Origin of the sequence: Bradyrhizobium sp. B025, assembly GCF_042257955.1 — a bacterium.
GTDB classification, from domain to species: Bacteria; Pseudomonadota; Alphaproteobacteria; order Rhizobiales; family Xanthobacteraceae; genus Bradyrhizobium; species Bradyrhizobium diazoefficiens.
Map to the genome: position 1 here is coordinate 3825497 of NZ_CP170150.1, position 21529 is coordinate 3847025.

Sequence of the window (21529 nt, forward strand, 5' to 3'; positions counted from 1 at the left end):
GCAGGGGGAAATCTGTTTGGCCGATGAGTTCATTCTCGAAACGGAAGGCTTGACCAAGGAGTTCGCGGGCTTCTTCGCTGTCCGCGACGTTGCGCTCAAGGTCCGCCGTGGGAGCATTCACGCGTTGATCGGCCCGAACGGCGCCGGCAAGACGACGTGCTTCAATCTTTTGACCAAGTTCCTCAGGCCGTCCGCCGGGAAGATCCTGTACAAGGGACAGGACATCACCGCGATGGCGCCGGCCGACGTGGCCCGCATGGGACTGGTGCGATCGTTCCAGATCTCGGCGGTGTTTCCGCATATGACCGCATTGGAAAACGTTCGCGTCGCGCTTCAGCGCCAGCACGGCAGTTCCTTCGATTTCTGGCGCTCCAAGTCCGTGCTCAACCGTTTCAACGATCGCGCACGCGACCTGTTGAACGATGTCGGCCTCAGCGAGTTTGCCAATACGCCTGCGGTCGAAATGCCCTACGGGCGCAAGCGCGCACTCGAGATTGCAACCACGCTCGCGCTCGACCCCGAGATGATGCTGCTGGACGAGCCGATGGCCGGCATGGGCCACGAGGACATCGACAAGATCGCGGCGCTGATCAAGCGCATCTCCGCGAAATACACCATCCTGATGGTCGAGCATAATCTGAGTGTCGTGGCGAATCTCTCCGACATCATCACCGTGCTGACGCGCGGGCAGGTTCTCGCGCAGGGCCATTACAGCGAGCTCACCAAGGACGAACGCGTCAAGGAAGCCTATCTGGGAGCCGGTCATGCCTGACACTGCGATCGCCGAGGCTCCGGCAAAGGCTGCGAGCGGCGGAAACATCCTCCAGGTCCGCAACCTCGAGGCCTGGTATGGCGAGTCCCACATCCTGCATGGGATCAATTTCGACGTGAACGCGGGCGAGGTTGTCACCCTGCTCGGACGAAACGGCGCCGGCAAGACGACCACGCTGAAGTCGATCATGGGCATCATCGGCAAGCGTACCGGCTCGGTGAAGTTCAACACCCAGGAGATCATCCGCACGACCTCCGATAAGATCGCGCGCATGGGCATCGCGTTCTGCCCGGAAGAGCGGGGGATATTCTCCAGCCTCGACGTGCGGGAGAATTTGTTGTTGCCGCCAGTGGTCCGCGAAGGCGGACTGCCGCTCGAGCAGATCTTCGACCTGTTTCCGAACCTGAAGGAGCGGCTCAACAGCCAGGGCACGAAGTTGTCCGGCGGCGAGCAGCAGATGCTGGCGATCGCGCGCATCCTGCGCACCGGTGCGAGCTTCCTGATGCTGGACGAGCCGACCGAAGGGTTGGCGCCAGTCATCATCCAGCAGATCGGCCACACCATTGCGCGGCTCAAGAAGGAGGGCTTTACGATCCTCCTGGTCGAGCAGAACTTCCGGTTCGCATCCACCGTTGCCGACCGCTACTACGTGGTCGAGCACGGCAAGATCATTGACGGATTTTCCAATGCGGAGCTTGCCGCCAACATGGACAAGCTCCACACTTATCTCGGCGTCTAGGCATGATCCGGAAGGTGTGAAGCGATTTTCCGAAAAGATCATGCTTAAACAGAAGAACTGCCAACGAGAAAATTCAAAAAGGAAAGTTGCATGAAGACCAGGTCGATTGCATCATTGCTGCTGACCACCGCGCTCACCTTCGCCGCAGCCGGCGTCGCGTCCGCGCAGGACAAGACCGTCAAGATCGGCGCGCTGTCCGATCAGTCAGGACTCTATGCCGATCTCGGCGGCCCCGGCTCGACGCTCGCAGCGCAGATGGCCGTTGAAGATTCCGGCCTTACCGCCAAGGGCTGGAAGATCGACATCGTCTCCGGCGATCACCAGAACAAGCCCGACATCGGCACCGCGATCGCGCGGCAGTGGTTCGACGTCGACAAGATCGATGTCATCGTGGACGTGCCGAATTCCGGTGTGGCGCTCGCCGTCAACAACGTCATCAAGGAAAAGAACGGCGTCTACATCAACTCTGGTGCGGCGACCTCCGACCTCACCAACGCGCAGTGCTCACCCAACACCGTGCACTGGACCTACGACACCTACATGCTGGCCCACACCACGGGCCAGGCGCTGGTGAAGGCGGGTGGCGACAGCTGGTTCTTCCTGACCGCGGACTACGCCTTCGGTGCGGCGCTCGAGCGCGATACTACGGCCGTTGTCACCGCCAATGGCGGCAAGGTGGTCGGCGGCGTGAAGCATCCGCTGAACACGCCGGACTTCTCGTCCTTCCTGCTCCAGGCGCAGGCCTCCAAGGCCAAGATCATCGGCCTTGCCAATGCCGGCGGCGACACCACCAACGCCATCAAGCAGGCGGCCGAGTTCGGCATCGTCAAGGGCGGCCAGAAGCTCGCCGCGCTCCTGCTGTTCCTCACCGACGTCAAGGCGATCGGTCTGGAGACCGCGCAGGGCCTCAACTTCACCGAGACGTTCTACTGGGACATGAACGACCAGACCCGGGCGTTCTCGAAGCGCTTCGCCTCGAAAATGAAGAACAACGCGCCGCCGACCATGGTGCAGGCCGGCGTCTATGCCGGCGTGCGCCACTATCTCAAGGCGCTGGACGCACTCGGCGGCAATCCTCACGACGGCGTCAAGGTCGTCGAGAAGATGAAGTCGATGCCGACGGAGGACGATCTGTTCGGCAAGGGCGAGATCCAGCCGAACGGCCGCACCATCCACAGCGCCTATCTGTTCGAGGTCAAGAAGCCCTCGGAGTCCAAGGGCCCGTGGGACTTCTACAAGCTGGTCGGCACGGTGCCGGGCGATCAGGCCTTCACGCCGCTGTCCGAGAGCAAGTGCGCGCTGTTGAAGAAGTAGGATAACGGCCCGCAGGCCTTTGAGGCCTGCGGGCGACTTTCAGGGGAACGCCGAAGGGACCGGGTGCGGGATCGATGCAGGCACTTTACGCTCAGCTACTGGTGGGACTGATCAACGGCTCGTTCTACGCGCTGCTCAGTCTCGGGCTTGCCGTGATCTTCGGCATGCTCAACATCATCAATTTCGCCCACGGCGCGCTCTACATGATGGGCGCCTTCGTCGCCTATTTCCTGCTGAACAATGATTATCTCAGTATCGGCTACTGGCCGGCATTGATCGTCGCTCCGATCGTCGTCGGCATCTTCGGCATGATCCTGGAACGGACCATGCTGCAATGGCTGACCGGGCTTGACCATCTCTACGGCCTGCTGCTGACCTTCGGCATTGCGCTGATCGTGCAGGGCGTGTTCCAGAACTATTTTGGATCGTCGGGCCTGCCTTATGCCATTCCTGACCAGCTCAAGGGCGGCATGAATCTCGGCTTCATGTTCCTTCCGGTCTATCGCGGCTGGGTCGTCGTGTTCTCGCTTATCGTGTGTCTGGCGACCTGGTACCTGATCGAGAAGACGCGGCTCGGCGCTTACCTCCGCGCCGCGACCGAAAACCCGACGCTGGTCCGCGCCTTCGGCATAAACGTGCCGCGCATGATCACGCTGACCTACGGTCTCGGCGTCGGCCTTGCCGCGCTCGCCGGCGTGCTCTCGGCGCCGATCAACCAGGTGCGGCCGCTGATGGGCGCCGACCTCATCATCGTCGTGTTTGCCGTGGTGGTGATCGGCGGCATGGGATCGATCATGGGCTCGATCATCACCGGTTTCGCTCTCGGCGTGATCGAGGGCCTGACCAAGTATTTCTACCCCGAGGCCTCCAACACCGTCGTGTTCGTGCTGATGGTGCTGGTGCTCTTGGTGAAGCCATCGGGATTGACGGGAAGGGCGGCCTGATATGACAGCCTTGACGGACGATACGCTGCGGGCGACCCCGCGCGCGATGCGTGACGAGATGATCGTGTTTGCGGTGATGGCGCTGCTGCTGGCGTCGGTGCCGTTCACGGGGGTCTATCCGTTCTTCGTGATGCAGGCGCTGTGCTTCGCGCTCCTCGCCTGCGCCTTCAACCTTCTGATCGGCTATGGCGGCCTGCTGTCGTTCGGCCACGCGATGTTCTTAGGCACAGCCGGCTATTGCAGCGCGCATGCGCTGAAGGTGTGGGCGTTGCCGCCGGAGCTCGGCATCCTCGTCGGCGTCGCCGGTGCTTTCGTGCTCTCGATCGTGACCGGCTACATCTCGATCCGCCGCCAGGGCATCTATTTCTCGATGATCACGCTGGCGCTGTCGCAGCTCCTGTACTTCATCTACCTCCAGGCGCCGTTCACCCATGGCGAAGACGGCATTCAGGGCATTCCGCAGGGGCACATGTTCGGCGTCCTCGATCTCTCCAAGCCGACGGTCCTGTACTACGTCGTGCTGGTCGGCTTCCTCGCCGGCTTCCTGTTGATCTTCCGCATCATCAACTCGCCGTTCGGCGAGGTGTTGAAGTCGATCCGCGAGAACGAGCAGCGCGCGATCTCGCTCGGCTACCGGACCGACCAGTACAAGTTCCTGGCCTTCGTCCTGTCGGGCACGCTGGCCGGCTTCGCCGGATCGCTGAAGGTGTTCGTGGCGCAAAATGCCTCGCTCACCGACGTACACTGGTCGATGTCGGGCGAAGTCGTGCTGATGACGCTGGTCGGGGGTCTCGGGACCATCTTCGGACCCGTGGTCGGCGCCTTCGTGATCATCGCCATGCAGCAATATCTGGCGAGCTTCGGCCAATGGGTGACGGTGATCCAGGGCTCGATCTTCGTGATCTGCGTGCTCACCTTCCGCCGCGGCGTCGTCGGTGAAATCGCGCATTACTTCCGGCGTTCGCTCTAAGTAATTGATTTAAGGTCAATTTACCCGCTTCGTGAAAGTGGTGGATGATCCGGCACCGCGGGCGTGAGGTGGCACGCGCGCGGACCGAAAATGGTCTATGACAGTTTCGTGACGGCCCTTCCGGGCCGGGCCATTTCCAACCGGTAGTCTATCCCCATGATGCGATGGTTTCGCGCTTTCCTGCCCAAGGAAGAACGGTTCTTCGACCTGTTCGACCGACATGCCCAGACCGTGATCCAGGGCTCGATCGCGCTCCAGGGCATGCTCAACGGGGGCGAGGAGACGCCGGTCTATTGCCAGCGCGTCAACCAGTTCGAGAACGATGCCGACAACATCACCCGTGAGGTGCTGACGGCGGTGCGCCGCACCTTCATCACGCCGTTCGACCGCGGCGACATCAAGAACCTCATCACCTCGATGGACGATGCCATCGACCAGATGCAGCAGACCGCCAAGGCCGTGATGCTGTTCGAGGTCCGCGCCTTCGAGCCGCCGATGCGCGAGATCGGCGGGCTTCTGATCGAATGCGCCAATCTGGTCGGCCGTGCGCTGCCCCTGATGCAGCAGATCGGCAAGAACGTGGCCATGCTGACCGCCATCACGGAAGAGCTGACCAAGCTCGAGGGCCGGGTCGACGATCTCCACGACATCGGGATGAAGGAGCTGTTCCTCAAGCACCGCGACGGCAACGCGATGGATTTCATCGTCGGTGTCGAGATCTACGACCATCTCGAAAAGGTCGCCGATCGCTTCGATGACGTCGCAAACGAGATCAACAGCATCGTCATCGAGCAAGTGTAGCGCATGATCCGGAAAAATGTGCAGCGGTTTTCCTTCGCGACAAACGCGGAACGCGTTTGCGCGGAGATCATGCGAAAACTTTAAGGCAGGGGCCTCGCCGTGGATGCTGCGTTGGGTCTTCCCGTCCTGGTCGGACTGATCGCCGTCGCGCTGCTGTTCGACTTCTTGAACGGCCTGCATGACGCTGCCAATTCGATCGCGACCATCGTCTCGACCCGCGTGCTGCGGCCGCAATTCGCGGTGTTCTGGGCCGCTTTCTTCAATTTCGTCGCCTTCATGGTGTTCGGGCTGCACGTCGCCCAGACCATAGGCACCGGCATTATCGATCCCTCAATCGTCGATGCCCACGTGATCTTCGCGGCGCTGGTCGGCGCCATCGTCTGGAACCTCGTGACCTGGGCGCTCGGCATCCCGTCTTCGTCGTCGCATGCGCTGATCGGCGGGTTGTTCGGTGCCGGCGTGGCCAAAGCCGGGATTTCGGCGGCGGTCTGGAGCGGATTGTCCAAGACGGTGATCGCCATCGTGCTGTCTCCGCTGGTCGGCTTCCTGCTGGCGATGCTGCTGGTTGCGATCGTCTCCTGGGCCTCGGTGCGATCGACGCCCTTCGCCGTGGATCGCGCCTTCCGCATCCTGCAATTCGCCTCCGCCTCGCTCTATTCGCTCGGCCATGGCGGCAATGACGCGCAGAAGACCATGGGCATCATCGCCGTGCTGCTCTATTCACAGGGCCATCTCGGCAGCGAATTCTCGGTGCCGTTCTGGGTCGTGCTGTCCTGCCAGGCCGCGATGGCGATGGGCACGCTGATGGGCGGCTGGCGCATCGTCCGCACCATGGGCCTGCGCATCACGAAACTGACGCCGATGCAGGGCTTTTGCGCCGAAACCGGCGGCGCCGCGACCCTGTTCATGGCGACCTTCCTCGGGGTTCCCGTCTCGACCACCCACACCATCACCGGCGCCATCGTCGGCGTCGGCGCCGCCCGCCGCCTCTCGGCGGTGCGCTGGAACGTCGCCAGCTCGATCGTCTATGCCTGGGTGATCACGATGCCGGCCTCGGCGATCGTCGCCGCGCTGACCTGGTGGGCGGTCAGGATTTTCGTCAAGTAACGAGCTTCAGCCCGATGATACCGGCAACGATCAGTCCGATGCTGGCCAGGCGAAGCGCGGTCGCCGGCTCGCCGAACAGGATGATCCCGAGCGTCGCCGTGCCGACCGCGCCGATGCCGGTCCACACCGCATAGGCGGTCCCGACGGGCAGCGATTTGAGCGCGAGCCCAAGCAGGATGACGCTGCCCGCCATCGCCGCGAGCGTGATGACGGAGGGAACAAGCCTGGTGAAACCCTCGGTGTATTTCAGGCCGATCGCCCAGGTGATCTCGAGAAGACCGGCGACGAACAGGATGCTCCAGGCCATGACGACCCTCCATTCAAGGCAGGGTCGTCCCCGCGGCTGATATGCTGGTGGATAGGAGGGCCGTCCCTCCCAAACGGCGATATGGGGCTGGCCGAAGGGCTCCGCAATTACCAAATCAGGCTTGATCCGGCCCATTTTCCCTGCCAAACGCTCCCGCCATGTCCGACATCGCCACCACCACAGCCGAATCGCCGGCCCGTTCCCCGCTTGCCGCTGAAGTGGCGCGGCGGCGCACCTTTGCGATCATCTCCCACCCCGACGCCGGCAAGACCACGCTGACCGAAAAGCTGCTGCTGTTCGGCGGCGCCATCAACCTCGCCGGTCAGGTCAAGGCCAAGGGCGAGCGGCGCAACACGCGCTCGGACTGGATGAAGATCGAGCGCGAGCGCGGTATCTCGGTCGTGACGTCCGTGATGACCTTCGAGTTCGAGGGCCTCGTGTTCAACCTGCTGGACACGCCGGGCCACGAGGATTTTTCGGAAGACACCTATCGCACGCTGACGGCCGTCGATTCCGCCGTCATGGTCATCGACGCCGCCAAGGGCATCGAGGCGCGCACCCGAAAACTGTTCGAGGTCTGTCGCCTGCGCGACATTCCGATCATCACCTTCATCAACAAGATGGACCGCGAGAGCCGCGACGTGTTCGAGCTGCTGGACGAGATCGAGAAGACGCTGGCGCTCGACACCACGCCGATGACCTGGCCGGTCGGCCGCGGCCGCGACTTCCTCGGCACCTATGACGTCGTCAATGGCGGCGTGCGCCTGCTCGAAGGCGGCGGCGCCAAGACCGGCGCGGCGCAGCAGATCGAGATCGAGGAGCTCGCCAAGCTCAACGCCAATCTCGACGTCTCCGCGGTGAAGGACGAGCTCGAGCTCGTCACCGAGGCTTCAAAACCGTTCGAGCTGGAGGCGTTTCGCGAGGGCCACCTGACGCCGGTCTATTTCGGCAGCGCGCTGCGCAATTTCGGCGTCGGCGACCTCCTGGAGGGCCTCGGCAAGTTCGCGCCCGAGCCGCGTGCGCAGGAGAGCGACCAGCGCAAGGTCGAGGCGACCGATCCGCGCATGAGCGCCTTCGTGTTCAAGATCCAGGCGAACATGGATCCGAACCACCGCGACCGCATCGCCTTTGCGCGCCTGTGCTCGGGCAAGCTCAGCCGCGGCATGAAGGCGAAACTGGTGCGCACCGGCAAGAGCATGCCGCTGTCGAGCCCGCAATTCTTCTTCGCGCAGGACCGTTCGGTGGCGGATGAGGCCTTTGCCGGCGACGTCGTCGGCATTCCCAACCACGGCACGCTGCGCATCGGTGATACCCTGACCGAGGGCGAGGATTTCAACTTCGTCGGCGTGCCGAGCTTTGCGCCGGAAATCGTCCGCCGCGTCCGTCTCACCGACGCGATGAAGGCGAAGAAGCTGAAGGAAGCGCTTCAGCAGATGTCGGAAGAGGGCGTCGTCCAGGTATTCCGCCCGCGCGACGGTGCACCGGCGCTGGTCGGCGTGGTCGGCGCGCTCCAGCTCGACGTGCTGAAGGCACGGCTGGAGGCGGAATATTCCCTTCCGGTCGAGTTCGAAGTCAGCGAGTTCCAGCTTGCGCGCTGGGTTTCTTCAGACGATCGCAAGAAGCTCGACACTTTCATCGCCGCCAACACCTCGAGTATCGCCGACGACGTCGATGGTGATCCCGTCTATCTGGCGAGGAACGAGTTCTATCTCGGCTACACCAGGGAACGCGCCGAGGGCATCGAGTTCACCAACGTCAAGGACGTCAAGAAGAAGGGATAACGCGCGCCAAGGCCGCCTAAACGCGAGCATGTGAACGCGCGCGCACTTGACGCTTTCGCGACCAATGCCACCTTTCGTCCACAGTGGCATTGTGAGCTCGCATACCATGTGGCGCGGCATTCTCCTTCTTATACTGCTGGCGATATCGACGGTGGCCGCCGACGCGCAGCGGCGCCAGATCAATCCCATCCCGTTTGCGCATGAACCGTGCAGCGTGCTCGACAACCGGCCCTGCACGCCGTCCTATTGCAGCCCGCTCGAGCCCGGGCCCTGCATTCCCGAGATCGACTATCCTTACGGCCAGAATCTCCAGCTCACGATCGTCAGCGTGCCGTCCGAATCCGACCGCGCCAAATACCGGAAGCCGGATCACGATCTCGATACGATCGGCGACCTCTTCGCCGAATTGCGCACTTGCTGGTCGCCGCCAGCGGACAACGCGCGGGCCGGCATGCAGATGTCGGTGCGCTTCAGCTTCAACAAGGCGGGCGGCCTGATCGGTCCGCCACGCCTCACATACGCCACCGCGGGCGTCCCGGCCGACACCCGCACGACCTATCTGAACGCCATCGATGCTTCGCTGAAGGCCTGCTTGCCGCTGAAATTCACCAGCGGTCTCGGCGGCGCCCTGGCAGGGCGGCCGATCGCGATCCGCTATGTCGACAATCGGCAGCTCGGCAAGTAGCGCATCGGTTGCGACCGACCGCCAATCGATGCTACGCCAGAGGCGGGCGCTGGTTGAGGGGAGGATGTCGTGGGTCTGCTGGTCATGATCCTGGGGCTGGTGCTGTTTTTCGCGGCCCATGTCTTCACAACGAAACGCGAGGCGCGCGCGCAGGCCATCGCGAGGCTGGGCGAGGGGACCTACAAGATCCTTTATGCGCTCGTCTCACTCGCGGGGCTCGCGCTGATCATCTGGGGCTTTGGTCATTACCGTGCGACCGGCTGGATCGACGTCTGGTATCCGCCGAAGGCGATGAAGCACATCACGCTCGCGCTGATGCTGCCCGCGGTCATCCTAGTTGTCGCGTCATACCTGCGCGGCCGCATCTACGCGACGCTGAAACATCCGATGCTGGCCGGCATCAAGCTGTGGGCGGCCGCGCATCTCCTCGCGAATGGCGATCTCGGTTCCATCATCCTGTTCGGCTCGTTCCTGGGCTGGGCGGTGTTTGACCGCATTTCGTTGAAGCATCGCACTGACGCTGGCGGCCCGCCGATTCCGGTAGGCGGCGTCTCCAACGATCTGATCGCGGTCGCGGTCGGCGTGGTTGCGTATCTTGCGCTGGCGTTTGCGTTCCATCGTGTCGTGATCGGAGTTCCCGTCGTAGGGGTCTGACAAATGTCCGTCCAATCCGCCATCAGGCGCAAGACCGCGCCCGACCTCCGCATCCGCAAGAATGGCGAGCCGATCGTGATGCTGACCTCCTATCACGCGCACACCGCCGCGCTGGTCGACAGGCACTGCGATGCGATCCTGGTTGGCGATTCCCTTGGCAATGTCATGCATGGCTTCGAGACCACGGTGCCCGTGACGCTTGAGATGATGATCCTGCAGGGCTGCGCGGTGATGCGCGGCTCCAGCCAGGCGCTCGTCGTCGTCGACATGCCGTTCGGCTCCTACGAAGGCTCGAAGGAGCAGGCCTTCCAGTCGGCGGTGCGGATCATGAAGGAGACGCTGTGCGGCGCGGTCAAGCTCGAGGGCGGCGCGCGGATGGCGGAGACGGTGGCGTTTCTCTCCGAGCGCGGCATTCCCGTGATGGGCCATATCGGGCTGACGCCACAGTCGATCAACACGCTTGGCTCGTTCCGCGCGCAGGGCCGCGAGGAGGCGAACTGGGCTCCGATCGAGAACGACGCCAGGGCGATCGCAGAGGCGGGGGCCTTCTCGATCGTGATCGAGGCGGTCGCCGAGCCGCTGGCGCGCAAGATCACGCAATCGATCGCAGTTCCTACCATCGGCATTGGCGCGAGCGCAGCCTGCGACGGCCAGATTTTGGTGCTGGAAGATATGCTCGGCTTGTCGCCGCGGTCGCCGAAATTCGTGCGCCGCTATGGCAATCTCGGACCGGCGATCGAGGAAGCCATCGCGGGCTATGCGCGCGACGTGAAGAGCCGGGCCTTCCCGGGCCCGGAGCATGTCTACGACATGAAGAAGAGCTGAGGAGGGGCGCGCATGGACTGGTCGCAGCACGCACTTCCGTCGATGCGGCTTGAGCCGCGCTTCGGCGACCGCGTCGTGCCGGCCTTTGTGAAGCGGCCGGGCAGCGTTTGGGCGATGATTGCGGAAGCGGTTGCGCAGAACGCCGATGGCGAGGCCCTGATCTGCGGTCATGTCCGGCTGAGCTGGCGCCAGGTCGTCGACCGGGCCGCCCGGATCGCCGAGGGCTTTCGCAAGCTCGGCCTCAAGCGCGGTGATCGCGTGGCCATCCTGCTGGGCAACCGCATCGAATTTCCGCTGCTGCTGTTTGCCGCCGCGCATGAGGGGCTGGTCACGGTTCTGCTCAGCACGCGTCAGCAGAAGCCGGAGATTGCCTATGTGCTCACCGATTGCGGCGCCAAGATCCTGATCCACGAGGCAGGGCTCGCCGGGCGGCTGCCGGATGCGCGGGATGTGCCCGATGTGATCCACCGCGTTGCCGTCGACGACGACCCGCGTGAGTCGCGCTTCGCGGTGCTCGCAGACAACGCCGCGGCCGCCGCGCCCGTCGACGTGAGCGAAGAGGACACGGCGATGATCCTCTACACCTCGGGCACGACGGGCAAGCCAAAGGGCGCGATGCTGGCCCATTGCAACATCGTGCATTCCTCGATGGTGTTTGCGTCCTGCCTGCAATTGACGGAAGCGGACCGTTCGATCGCGGCCGTGCCGCTCGGTCACGTCACTGGTGTCGTCGCCAACATCACGACCATGATCCGCTGCGGCGGCGCGCTGATCATCATGCCGGAGTTCAAGGCCGCCGATTATCTCAAGCTCGCTGCGCGCGAGCGCGTCACCTACACGGTGATGGTTCCGGCGATGTACAATCTCTGCCTGCTCCAGCCCGATTTCGACAGCTACGATCTGTCGAGCTGGCGCATCGGCGGCTTTGGCGGCGCGCCGATGCCGGTCGCGACCATCGAGAGGCTCAAGGCGACGATTCCCGGCCTGAAGCTGATGAACTGCTACGGCGCGACCGAGACGACATCGCCCTCGACGATCATGCCGGGCGAACTGACGGCGAGCCATATCGACAGCGTGGGCCTGCCGTGTCCCGGCGCGCGCATCGTCGCGATGGGACCCGATGGGCGCGAGCTGCCCCATGGCGAGATCGGCGAGCTCTGGATTCAGAGCGCCTCCGTCATCAAGGGTTACTGGAACAACCCGAAAGCCACGACCGAGAGCTTCACCGGTGGGTTCTGGCACTCGGGCGATCTGGGGTCAGTCGATGCGGACGGTTTTGTCCGCGTCTTCGACCGCCAGAAGGACATGATCAATCGCGGCGGACTGAAGATCTATTCCGCGGAGGTCGAATCCGTGCTGGCGGGCCACCCCGCGGTGATCGAGAGCGCGATCATTGCCAGGGCCTGCCCGGTGCTCGGTGAGCGCGTCCATGCTGTCGTGGTGACCCGCACCCCGGTCGCCGGCGACGTCTTGCGGGCCTGGTGCGCCGAGCGGCTGTCCGACTACAAGGTCCCCGAAACCATGGCGATCACCACCGAGCCGCTGCCGCGCAACGCCAATGGCAAGGTGCTGAAGCGGCAGTTGCGGGAGCACTTGGGAACCTGAGCCGGGCAGGGGCTTCTTCCGGGCTCTCCCGGGTGGTTAACGCCTTGATCGGGCTCGCTTTGCCTTGCCACCGCCATATCGTTAGGCTACCTCGCCGCCACGCGGGGGACGGGATTCCTGACGCGAACGCTGTGGCGCGCGCACCCGGACGGGCATGGGATTAGCATAAGTGTCTGAATTATTTGACGAAGTCGACGAGGAAGTACGTCGCGAACAGCTCAAGAAGCTGTGGGAAAAATATTCGATCTACTTCATCGCCCTGATGGTGCTCATCGTGGCCGCCGTGGGCGGCTGGCGCGGCTACCAGTATCTGGAGGCCAAGAAGGCCGCCGAGGCCGGCGCCGCCTTCGAGAAGGCCGTCGAGCTGTCAGAGCAGGACAAGCATGCGGAGGCCGAGACGGCCTTCACTGAGCTCGCCGCCAAGGCTCCGTCGGGCTATCGCACCCTGGCGCGGCTGCGTGCTGCGGCCGAGGCCGCTGGCCGCGATCCCAAGGCCGCCGCCAAGATGTACGACGACATTGCCGCTGACCGCGGCGTCGGCGGCGAGTGGCAGGATCTGGCGAAGATCCGCGCCGCCGGCCTGCTGGTCGACAGCGCCAGCTACGCCGACATGCAGCAGCGGCTGGAGGCTTCCGCCACACCCAAATCGACCTTCCGCCACAGCGCCCGCGAGTTGCTGGCGCTGTCGGCCTGGCGCAACAACGACACGACCGCAGCCCGCAAATGGCTCGACGCGATCGCAGAGGACGGCGAAACGCCGCCGGGCCTGCGTTCGCGCGCCGAGGCGCTCCAGGCCCTGCTGCCGCCCGTCGCCAAAAGCTGACGGTCCCGAGAGCTGAGACGAGACACCGATATGCGCCGCACGCCACGCTTGATCGCAGCCGCCGTCCTGATCGCCTTCACGGGCGTGCTGGGCGGCTGCTCCAGCTTCGATCCGAGCGACATGCTCGATTTCCTCGACACCAAGAAGAAGCTGCCAGGCGACCGCAAGCCGGTCTTCCCGGAGGGCGTGCCGGGCCTCGAGCAGGGTGTGCCGAAGGACATGTACAAGGGCGCACAGCAGCAGCCCGATCCGAATGCGCCTGCCGTTGCGGCTTTGCCCACGGAGCCGCCGCCTGAGCCGGCCAAGCCGGCGAAGGGTGCGAAGGCGAAAAAGACGAGACAGCCGGCTGCCAGCGCGGCCGCGCCCGCCGATGCGCCTGCCGGCGAAGTCGATGGCGAGGCCCAGCCGGAGGCTGCGCCGCCCGCGGCCGCTCCGCAGCCCAAGCAGAAGATCGTGCGCAAGCGCACCACCGCGCCGCCGCCCGATCAGCCCGTCCAGCAGGCCCAACCGACCCAGACCACGCAGCAGCAGTCGCAGGGCGGCTTCCCGGCGCCGCTGCCGAGCGGCAGCTTCTCGCGCTAATAATTTCATTGCATTGACAGGCGCGGCCTTCGCAGCGCACGAATGACCGATGTCCTTCACGATTGCCATTATCGGCCGGCCCAATGTCGGCAAATCGACGCTGTTCAACCGCCTGGTTGGGCAAAAGCTCGCGCTCGTCGATGACCTGCCGGGCGTCACCCGCGACCGCCGCGAGGGTGAGGCCAGGCTCGGCGACCTCGAATTCACCATCATCGACACCGCCGGCCTCGACGAGGGGGCCAAGGGCTCGCTGACCGCGCGGATGCAGGAGCAGACCGAGGCCGCGATCGCGCAGGCCGACGCGCTGTTCTTCGTCGTCGATGCCCGCATCGGCCTGACGCCGACCGACCGCGCCTTCGCCGACTTCGCCCGCAGGGCCAACAAGCCGGTGCTGCTGGTCGCCAACAAGAGCGAAGGCAAGCATGGCGATGCCGGCGCGATGGAAGCCTTTGCGCTTGGTCTTGGCGATCCCATCCAGATCTCGGCCGAGCACGGCGAGGGGATGGGCGAGCTTTATGACGCCCTCGCCAAGCTGATGCCGGAGCCCGTCGAGGAGGATGAGGACGAGGACGACGCACCGCTCTCCGAGGAAGAGGCCGCGACGCGCCCGATCCGGGTCGCCATCGTCGGCCGGCCGAATGCCGGCAAGTCGACGCTGATCAACCATTTGCTCGGCGAAGAGCGCCTGCTGACGAGCCCGGAGGCCGGCACCACGCGCGATTCCATCGCGGTCGAGATCAACTGGCAGGGCCGGGATTTTCGCGTGTTCGACACCGCCGGCCTGCGGCGTCGCTCGCGCATCGAGGAGAAGCTCGAAAAGCTCTCGGTCGCCGACGCGCTGCGCGCGGTGCGCTTTGCCGAAGTCGTCGTGCTGATGATGGATACGCAGAACCGCTTCGAGGAGCAGGATCTGCGCATTGCCGATCTGGTCGAGCGCGAGGGCCGCGCGCTCGTGCTCGCCGCCAACAAATGGGACCTGATGGAGACCAAGGGCGGCGGCGCGATCTCGGGCCTGCGCCGCGACGCCGACCACTGGCTGCCGCAGGTCAAGGGCGTGCCGATTGTCGCGGTATCAGGCCTGATGGGCGAGGGCATCGATCGCCTGATGCAGGCGATCCAGGACGCCTACGCGGTCTGGAACAGACGCGTGTCGACGTCAGCGCTCAATCGCTGGTTCGAGCAGGCGGTCCAGGCCAATCCACCGCCGGCCGTATCCGGCCGCAGGCTGAAGCTGAACTACATCACGCAGACCAAGGCGCGGCCGCCGAGCTTCGTGCTGTTCTGCTCGCGTGCCGACGCGGTGCCGCAGTCGTACTTGCGCTACCTGACCAATTCCATGCGCGAGGCTTTCGATCTGCCGGGCACGCCCGTGCGCATCACCTTGCGCGAGAAGGCCAACCCCTTCGCCCATAAGCGCAAGCGGCCGTCGTGAGCAACGATGCCGGCGAGGCGATGGCGCGGGGCGCTGCGCCGGTCCGGCGCGGCGCGGTCGCCTTCATCTTCGTCACCATCCTGCTCGACATGCTCGCGCTCGGCGTGATCATGCCGATCCTGCCAAAGCTCATCGAGAGCTTCGTCGACAACGACACCGCACACGCGGCCCGCATCTTCGGCCTGTTCGGCACCGCCTGGGCGTTGATGCAGTTCGTGTTCTCGCCGGTGCTGGGCGCGCTGTCGGATCGTTTCGGGCGGCGGCCGGTGGTGCTGCTGTCGAATTTCGGGCTCGCCGCCGACTACGTGCTGATGGCGCTGGCGCCGTCGCTGGTGTGGCTTTTCATTGGGCGCGTGATCTCCGGCATCACCTCGGCCAGCATCTCGACGGCGTTTGCCTATATTGCCGACATTACGCCGCCGGAGCGGCGCGCGGCGATCTTCGGCAGGATTGGCGCGGCCTTCGGCGCCGGCTTCATCCTGGGCCCGGCGCTCGGCGGCTTGCTCGGCGACATCGATCCGCGCCTGCCGTTCTGGGCGTCGGCGGCTTTGAGCTTCGCCAATGCGCTCTATGGGCTCCTGGTCCTGCCGGAATCTTTGGCGCCCGACAAGCGCGCGCCGTTCCGCTGGACCAGCGCCAATCCGGTCGGGGCGCTGCGTCTGCTGCGTTCCAACGCGATGCTGGCTGCGCTGTCGGTCGTCAACTTCATCGCGCAGGTCGCGCATGTCGTGCTGCCGTCGACCTTCGTGCTCTATGCGACCTATCGCTACGGGTGGGATTCCAAGACGGTCGGGCTGACGCTCGCGATGGTCGGCATCTGCGCCATGGTGGTGCAGGGGCTCGCCATCGGCCCGATCGTGCGCGCGCTCGGCGAGCGGAACACACTGTTGCTGGGCCTGTGCTGTGGTGCGATCGGGTTCGTGATCTTTGGCGCAGCGCCGACCGGACCGCTGTTCTGGATCGGCATTCCAGTGATGTCGCTGTGGGGCATCTCGGGTGCCGCGATGCAATCGCTGATGACGCGGCTGGTCGCACCCGATCAACAGGGTCAGCTGCAGGGCGCAACCGCGAGCGTGCAGAGCGTGTCGCAGCTCGTCGGGCCGTTCCTGTTCACGCTGACGTTTTCATACTTCATCGGCACCAGCGCGCCCTGGCAATTGCCCGGCGCGCCATTCCTCCTCGCGGGCGCGCTGATGGTGGTATGCGTGGCCATCGCGATGCGGACGCTGGCGACAGTCGCATCCGCCCGGCAGACTGGTGGCCGCGAATAGGACGGTTGCGACTGTCGCCAATTCGCAACAGAGATTCCGATTCGTCGGATTCTCGCCAGACGTGCGTACATGGAGCCTTTCGGCGGCGATACTTAGCATATTCAATAAATCTGTTGATTCGTTCTTTTTGCAATTGAAGGCCGGGGCCGCCGACGCCTCGGAAGCAAGCCATTCAAATGACGCGCCTGCCGATTCGGATATGGTGTTTCCCTCGGCAGCGCTTGCTGATTTGGCGAGCTGCCGCTGCAATTGCGATCACGGTTACCGTCACGCTGGCTCTGATGGGCGGGGCGTATGCGGCCTGTTCGCCGGCGGCCGACAATAGCCCCAATCCTCCGCCAGGCACGACCATTACATGCTCGGGCGTGACGACCGATCAGAACGGGACCAACGGTTACGGGACGGGCAACCAGACCGGCATTGTCATCAATGTCGATAGCGGTGCCTCTGTCACCGGAAGCGTGAATAGCGGAATCAATATCGGCAACGCTACGGTCAGCAATTCGGGAAGCATCACAGGCGCAACGAACGGTGTCTTCTCTCAAAATGACGTCACCGTCACCAACAACACCGGCGCCACCATCACCGGCACTGTCCTATCCGGCATCGGCTCGAACAACGGCAGTGTGACTGTCGTCAACTCCGGCACGATCACGGGCAACGCAAACGTTGGCGTATTCGCCTTCGTCAACGCCACGGTTACCAACAATGCGGGCGCCACCATCGCCGGCGATCTCGGCGTCAATTCCGGCTATTCCGCTGTCGGGAATGTCACCAATGCCGGCAATATCATCGGCACCTCTTACGGTTTCATTGCCTACGGCACGGGGGTCGTCTCCAACGCTGCGGGCGGTCTGATTTCCGGCGGGATAAGCGGTGTCCAGGCCAACCAATTGTTGAATGTCACCAATGCCGGCACGATTACCGGTACGACCAGCTATGGCCTGGAGGTGACCGGCAATATGGACGTCACCAACGCCGCCGCCGGGACGATTACCGGCGCAACGGCTGCCATCCGCGCCAACAGCGGATCGATGTCGGTAACGAATTTCGGCACCATCTCGAGCCCCACCGGCTTTGCCGCCTCTGCGAATGCCAATCTGACAATAACGAACGGTGTCACTGGAAGCATTACCGGCGGCATGGTTGCCAATTTGGGCTTTGCTCACGTTACCAATCACGGGACCATTTCCGGTCTCAACAATATCGCCATCTTTGCCTTCACCGACGTCAATGTAACCAACGGCGTTGGCGGACAGATCACGAGCCTGATCAACAACGGAATCTATGCCAGCAATGGCGTCGCAACCGTCGTCAATTCCGGAACCATAAGTGCCGGCGGCTTTGGCTACGCCATTCGCGCCGAGACGAGTGCGGTGGTGACCAACAATGCCGGCGCGCAGATCAGTGGCGGCGACACCGGCGTCCGCGCCAGCCTCGGGTCCGTCTCAGTCATCAACTACGGCTCCATTTCCGGCCTCACGGGCAACGGCATCTATGCGGGCACGGGTGGGTCGGACGTGTTCAATGCGGGGACCATCACTGGAGGAACGGCCGCGATCCAGTTCGCCGGTAGCGGCAACGTTCTCACGCTCGCGCCGGGATCGGTCATATCGGGCAACGTGCTCGGTGGGGGCAATGATACGTTCCAACTCGGGGGCAGCGGTGCGGCGACCTTCGATGTCAGCACGTTGGGTGCGGCGGCCCAGTATCGGGGGTTCACGACCTTCAACAAGGTCGACGCTTCAGTCTGGACGCTGACTGGCACCGGCTCCTTCTCCGGTGATGTCAATGTCGGCGGCGGGGCGCTGATCGTGAACGGCAACATCGCATCGGCCAGCAATCTCGTTGTCAATGCCGGCGGCACGTTGGGCGGCAACGGCATCGTCGGCAATGCCGTCATCAACGGCGGCATTCTGTCTCCAGGCAACTCGGTCGGCACCATCAACGTTCAGGGCAGCCTCGTCTTCACGGCCGCCTCGACCTACCTCGTGCAGGTGTCATCGGCGGCTTCCGACCTCACCAATGTGACGGGGGCGGCGACGTTGGCCGGGACGGTTCGGGTTGCGCTCGCCAGCGGCACCCTGCGGTTCAATTCGCCCTATACCATCCTGACCGCGGGGGCGCTGAACGGTTCGCGCTTTGATTCGGTGGCGACGCCGACGGGAATTTCCGGTTCGCTGACCTATTCGGGCGGCACGGTGCAGCTTGTTCTGGCCTCGGGCCTTGGGGAGATTGCCGGCCTCAACATCAACCAGCGGGCCGTCGCCACCGCGCTCGACAGGGCGTTCAATTCCTTCGGCAACGTTCCTTCGGCGTTTGGCGGCATCTTCGCCGGCAATGTCCCGGCGAACCTGACACAGGCCTCGGGCGAGCTGGCGACAGGTTCGCAGCAGACAACATTCGACGCGATGAACCTCTTCGTCAATTTGCTGGCCGATCCGCTTACCGCGGGCCGCGACGGGACCGCACCGACGCCCGTTTCATTTGGGAAAGAGGGAGCAGCCGATAGCTATGCCGGCGGTCGCCGCCGGCCCGGTGCCGAGCGTGACGCCTACGCCATGATCGCCAAGACGCCGGGCGCGATCGATTTCGGCCAGCGCTGGAGCGTATGGGGCGCGGGCTATGGGGGCTCGCAGACCACCGACGGCAATGCCGTACAGGGATCGAACACGTCCACCAGCCGCATCGCTGGCACGGCCGTCGGCGCCGATTATCGGATCTCTCCATTCACCCAGGTCGGGTTCGCCTTGGCCGGCGGCGGTACCAACTTCGTCGTCGCCAACGGTCTCGGTTCGGGACGCTCCGACCTGTTCCAGGCCGGTGCATTCGTTCGTCATACGGCCGGCGCCGCGTATGTCTCCGGCGCCCTGGCCTATGGCTGGCAGGATATCACGACGAACCGGACGGTCACGATTGCGGGCAGTGACCAGTTGCGTGCGCAGTTCAACGCCAATGCGTGCGCGGGGCGTATCGAGGGCGGCTATCGCCTCATCACCCCATGGGCCGGCATCGGCCTCACGCCCTATGCCGCCGCGCAATTCGCGACCTTCGAGCTGCCGGGCTATGCCGAACGGCCCATCGTCGGTGCCAACACCTTTGCGCTGGCCTATGCGGCCAAGACCGCTACCTCGCCGCGCTCCGAATTGGGATTCCGCACTGACCGATCGTTGGCATTGCCGGGAGCGATCCTCACCCTGCGCAGCCGCTTCGGCTGGGCACATGACTACAATATCGATCGCGGCATCGCCGCCACTTTCCAGGCGTTGCCGGGCGCATCCTTCGTCGTCGGCGGTGCATCGCCTGCGCGAGACGCGGCGCTCACCTCGGCAACCGCCGAGGCGAAATGGCTGAACGGTTTCTCGCTCGCCGGGACCTTTGAGGGTGAGTTCTCGAACGTCACCACAAGCTACTCCGGAAAGGGCGTGGTGCGCTATGCCTGGTAGGAAGCGCTCGTCCGCGTTGTAGAGACGCGACGTAGAGAAACGGCGCGAGCGGCGCCTTGCCCGCCGGTACCCTCGTCCTTTGTGCAGGCACCGAACGTAAATGCCCGGGACGAAGACGCGCTTCGCGCTCTCGCCCGGGCATGTCGTCGTGGAGCCTGTGCGCGTCCGCTACGCGGTCACTTCTTGACCAGCGGGCACTCGCTGGCTTCGAGCGGCTTGGCGGCGTCTTCCGGCGCGATGGTGGCCACCAGCTTGTAGTAATCCCATGGCCCCTTCGACTCTTCCGGCTTCTTCACCTCGAAGAGATAGGCCGGGATGAGGCGGCGGCCGTCGGCGCGCAGCGGGCCCTTGCCGAACAGCGGATCGTCGGTCGGCAGCTCCTTCATCTTGGCGACGACCTTGGCGCCGTCATGCGGATTGCCGCCGAGCGCGTCCATTGCCTTCAGGTAGTGCAGGATTTCCGCATAGAGGCCCGCTACCGTCATCGAGGGCATCGAGCCCTTGGGTGACACTTTCTGGAAGCGCTTCGACCATTCGCGGGTCTGATCGTTGAGGTCCCAGTAGAAGGACTCGGTGAAGGTCAGCCCCTGTGCCGTTTTCAGGCCCAGCGAATGCACGTCGTTGATGAACAGCAGCAGCGCGGCGAGCTTCTGGCCGCCGGCCACGATGCCGAACTCAGCCGCCTGCTTGATCGCGTTGGTGGTGTCGCCGCCGGCGTTGGCAAGGCCGATGACCTTGGCCTTCGACGACTGCGCCTGCAGCAGGAAGGAGGAGAAGTCGGAGGAGTTGAGCGGATGCTTGACGCCGCCGAGCACCTTGCCGCCGGTGGCCGTGACCACGGCGCTGGTGTCACGCTCCAGCGCGTGGCCGAAGGCGTAGTCCGCGGTCAGGAAGAACCAGCTGTCGCCGCCGGCTTTGGTCAGGGCCTTGCCGGTGCCGTTGGCGAGCATGTAGGTGTCGTAGGTGAAGGAGACGGTGTTGGGCGTGCAGGCCTTGCCGGTGAGGTCGGCCGTGGCGGCGCCCGAATTGAGCAGCACCGAATTCTTATCCTTGACGAGGTTGCTCACCGCGAGTGCAACGCCGGAGCTCGGCGTGTCGGCGATGGCGTCGACCTTGTCGGCATCGATCCATTGCCGGGCGATGTTGACGCCGATGTCGGGCTTGTTCTGGTGATCACCCGAGAGGACATCGATGGTCCAGCCCTTGGCCTTCAGGCCGGAATCTTCGACCGCCATTTTCACCGCGGCGACCGAGTTCGGGCCGCCGATGTCGGCATAGAGGCTCGACATGTCGTTCAAGACGCCGATCTTGACGGTCTTGTCTTGCGCGAAGGCGGATGTGGAAAAACCGAAGGCGGCACAGGCCAGAAGGGCCGCGGAGCGGCGCGCGAATGTCGTCATAATAGATTCCCTCCATTGTCAAACATGCGGACGGCTCTCTTGCGGAGCCTTGGTCCGGCTGATGGCTCTAC

At 64.2% G+C, this 21529-nt stretch carries 19 protein-coding genes; 17 read left to right on the top strand and 2 right to left on the bottom strand.

All coding sequences use genetic code 11. From position 1 onward, the window contains the following. The first annotated feature begins 16 nt into the window (after positions 1-16). From ACE10W_RS17510 to ACE10W_RS17540, 7 genes are all read left to right on the top strand, one after another. Positions 17-772 carry an ABC transporter ATP-binding protein gene (locus ACE10W_RS17510; RefSeq protein ID WP_011086813.1) on the top strand — a complete coding sequence of 252 codons (756 nt, stop codon included), beginning with the start codon at positions 17-19 and terminating at the stop codon, positions 770-772. Further along, positions 765-1511 carry an ABC transporter ATP-binding protein gene (locus ACE10W_RS17515; RefSeq protein WP_011086814.1) on the top strand — a complete coding sequence of 249 codons (747 nt, stop codon included), beginning with the start codon at positions 765-767 and terminating at the stop codon, positions 1509-1511. Before ACE10W_RS17510 ends, ACE10W_RS17515 begins: the two co-directional genes overlap by 8 nt. A gap of 90 nt (positions 1512-1601) precedes the next feature. Beyond that, positions 1602-2825 (top strand): ABC transporter substrate-binding protein, encoded by a 1224-nt coding sequence (locus tag ACE10W_RS17520; protein ID WP_011086815.1) that lies wholly within the window; start codon positions 1602-1604, stop codon positions 2823-2825. A gap of 74 nt (positions 2826-2899) precedes the next feature. Next, the gene (locus ACE10W_RS17525; RefSeq protein WP_011086816.1) at positions 2900-3769 is read left to right on the top strand and encodes a branched-chain amino acid ABC transporter permease; all 870 of its coding nucleotides are present in this window, start codon (positions 2900-2902) and stop codon (positions 3767-3769) included. 1 nt (position 3770) lies between these two features. Next, complete coding sequence (locus ACE10W_RS17530; protein WP_011086817.1) at positions 3771-4739, top strand: branched-chain amino acid ABC transporter permease; 969 nt, start codon at positions 3771-3773, stop codon at positions 4737-4739. Between the two features lie 156 nt (positions 4740-4895). Then, positions 4896-5540: a DUF47 domain-containing protein gene (locus ACE10W_RS17535; protein ID WP_011086818.1), complete on the top strand. Its 645-nt coding sequence runs from the start codon at positions 4896-4898 to the stop codon at positions 5538-5540. 99 nt (positions 5541-5639) lie between these two features. After that, on the top strand, positions 5640-6647 hold the full coding sequence (locus tag ACE10W_RS17540; RefSeq protein WP_011086819.1) for an inorganic phosphate transporter: 1008 nt from the start codon (positions 5640-5642) through the stop codon (positions 6645-6647). Here the strand turns inward: ACE10W_RS17540 and sugE are convergent. Further along, entirely contained in the window at positions 6640-6954 is a 315-nt protein-coding gene (gene sugE / locus ACE10W_RS17545) for a quaternary ammonium compound efflux SMR transporter SugE (RefSeq protein WP_028171053.1), read from the bottom strand. The two genes, ACE10W_RS17540 and sugE, sit on opposite strands and share 8 nt — an antisense overlap. 158 nt (positions 6955-7112) lie before the next feature. Here sugE and ACE10W_RS17550 point away from each other — a divergent pair, with 158 nt between their 5' ends. The 10 genes from ACE10W_RS17550 to ACE10W_RS17595 all read left to right on the top strand — a co-directional run bounded on the left by ACE10W_RS17550 (position 7113) and on the right by ACE10W_RS17595 (position 20058). Further along, positions 7113-8735 (top strand): peptide chain release factor 3, encoded by a 1623-nt coding sequence (locus ACE10W_RS17550; protein WP_011086821.1) that lies wholly within the window; start codon positions 7113-7115, stop codon positions 8733-8735. A gap of 106 nt (positions 8736-8841) precedes the next feature. Then, entirely contained in the window at positions 8842-9420 is a 579-nt protein-coding gene (locus ACE10W_RS17555; RefSeq protein ID WP_028171054.1) for a hypothetical protein, read from the top strand. Between the two features lie 69 nt (positions 9421-9489). Continuing rightward, positions 9490-10074: an NnrU family protein gene (locus tag ACE10W_RS17560; RefSeq protein WP_375762647.1), complete on the top strand. Its 585-nt coding sequence runs from the start codon at positions 9490-9492 to the stop codon at positions 10072-10074. A gap of 3 nt (positions 10075-10077) precedes the next feature. After that, a complete protein-coding gene (panB, locus tag ACE10W_RS17565) occupies positions 10078-10899 on the top strand; it encodes a 3-methyl-2-oxobutanoate hydroxymethyltransferase (protein WP_011086824.1) in 822 nt (273 codons plus the stop codon). Between the two features lie 12 nt (positions 10900-10911). After that, entirely contained in the window at positions 10912-12504 is a 1593-nt protein-coding gene (locus ACE10W_RS17570; protein WP_271556750.1) for a class I adenylate-forming enzyme family protein, read from the top strand. Between the two features lie 169 nt (positions 12505-12673). After that, positions 12674-13327 carry a tetratricopeptide repeat protein gene (locus ACE10W_RS17575; RefSeq protein WP_271556751.1) on the top strand — a complete coding sequence of 218 codons (654 nt, stop codon included), beginning with the start codon at positions 12674-12676 and terminating at the stop codon, positions 13325-13327. Positions 13328-13357: 30 nt separating this feature from the next. Further along, positions 13358-13909, top strand: a complete 552-nt coding sequence (locus ACE10W_RS17580; RefSeq protein WP_028171058.1) for a hypothetical protein — start codon at positions 13358-13360, stop codon at positions 13907-13909. Between the two features lie 49 nt (positions 13910-13958). Beyond that, a complete protein-coding gene (gene der, locus ACE10W_RS17585) occupies positions 13959-15341 on the top strand; it encodes a ribosome biogenesis GTPase Der (protein ID WP_271556754.1) in 1383 nt (460 codons plus the stop codon). Then, complete coding sequence (locus tag ACE10W_RS17590; RefSeq protein ID WP_271556756.1) at positions 15338-16612, top strand: TCR/Tet family MFS transporter; 1275 nt, start codon at positions 15338-15340, stop codon at positions 16610-16612. The genes der and ACE10W_RS17590 overlap by 4 nt, the downstream gene beginning before the upstream one ends. 365 nt (positions 16613-16977) lie before the next feature. Beyond that, the gene (locus tag ACE10W_RS17595; protein WP_375762648.1) at positions 16978-20058 is read left to right on the top strand and encodes an autotransporter domain-containing protein; all 3081 of its coding nucleotides are present in this window, start codon (positions 16978-16980) and stop codon (positions 20056-20058) included. A gap of 176 nt (positions 20059-20234) precedes the next feature. Here the strand turns inward: ACE10W_RS17595 and ACE10W_RS17600 are convergent, their stop codons facing one another. Next, complete coding sequence (locus ACE10W_RS17600) at positions 20235-21461, bottom strand: ABC transporter substrate-binding protein (protein WP_028171062.1); 1227 nt, start codon at positions 21459-21461, stop codon at positions 20235-20237. Positions 21462-21529 lie beyond the last annotated feature (68 nt).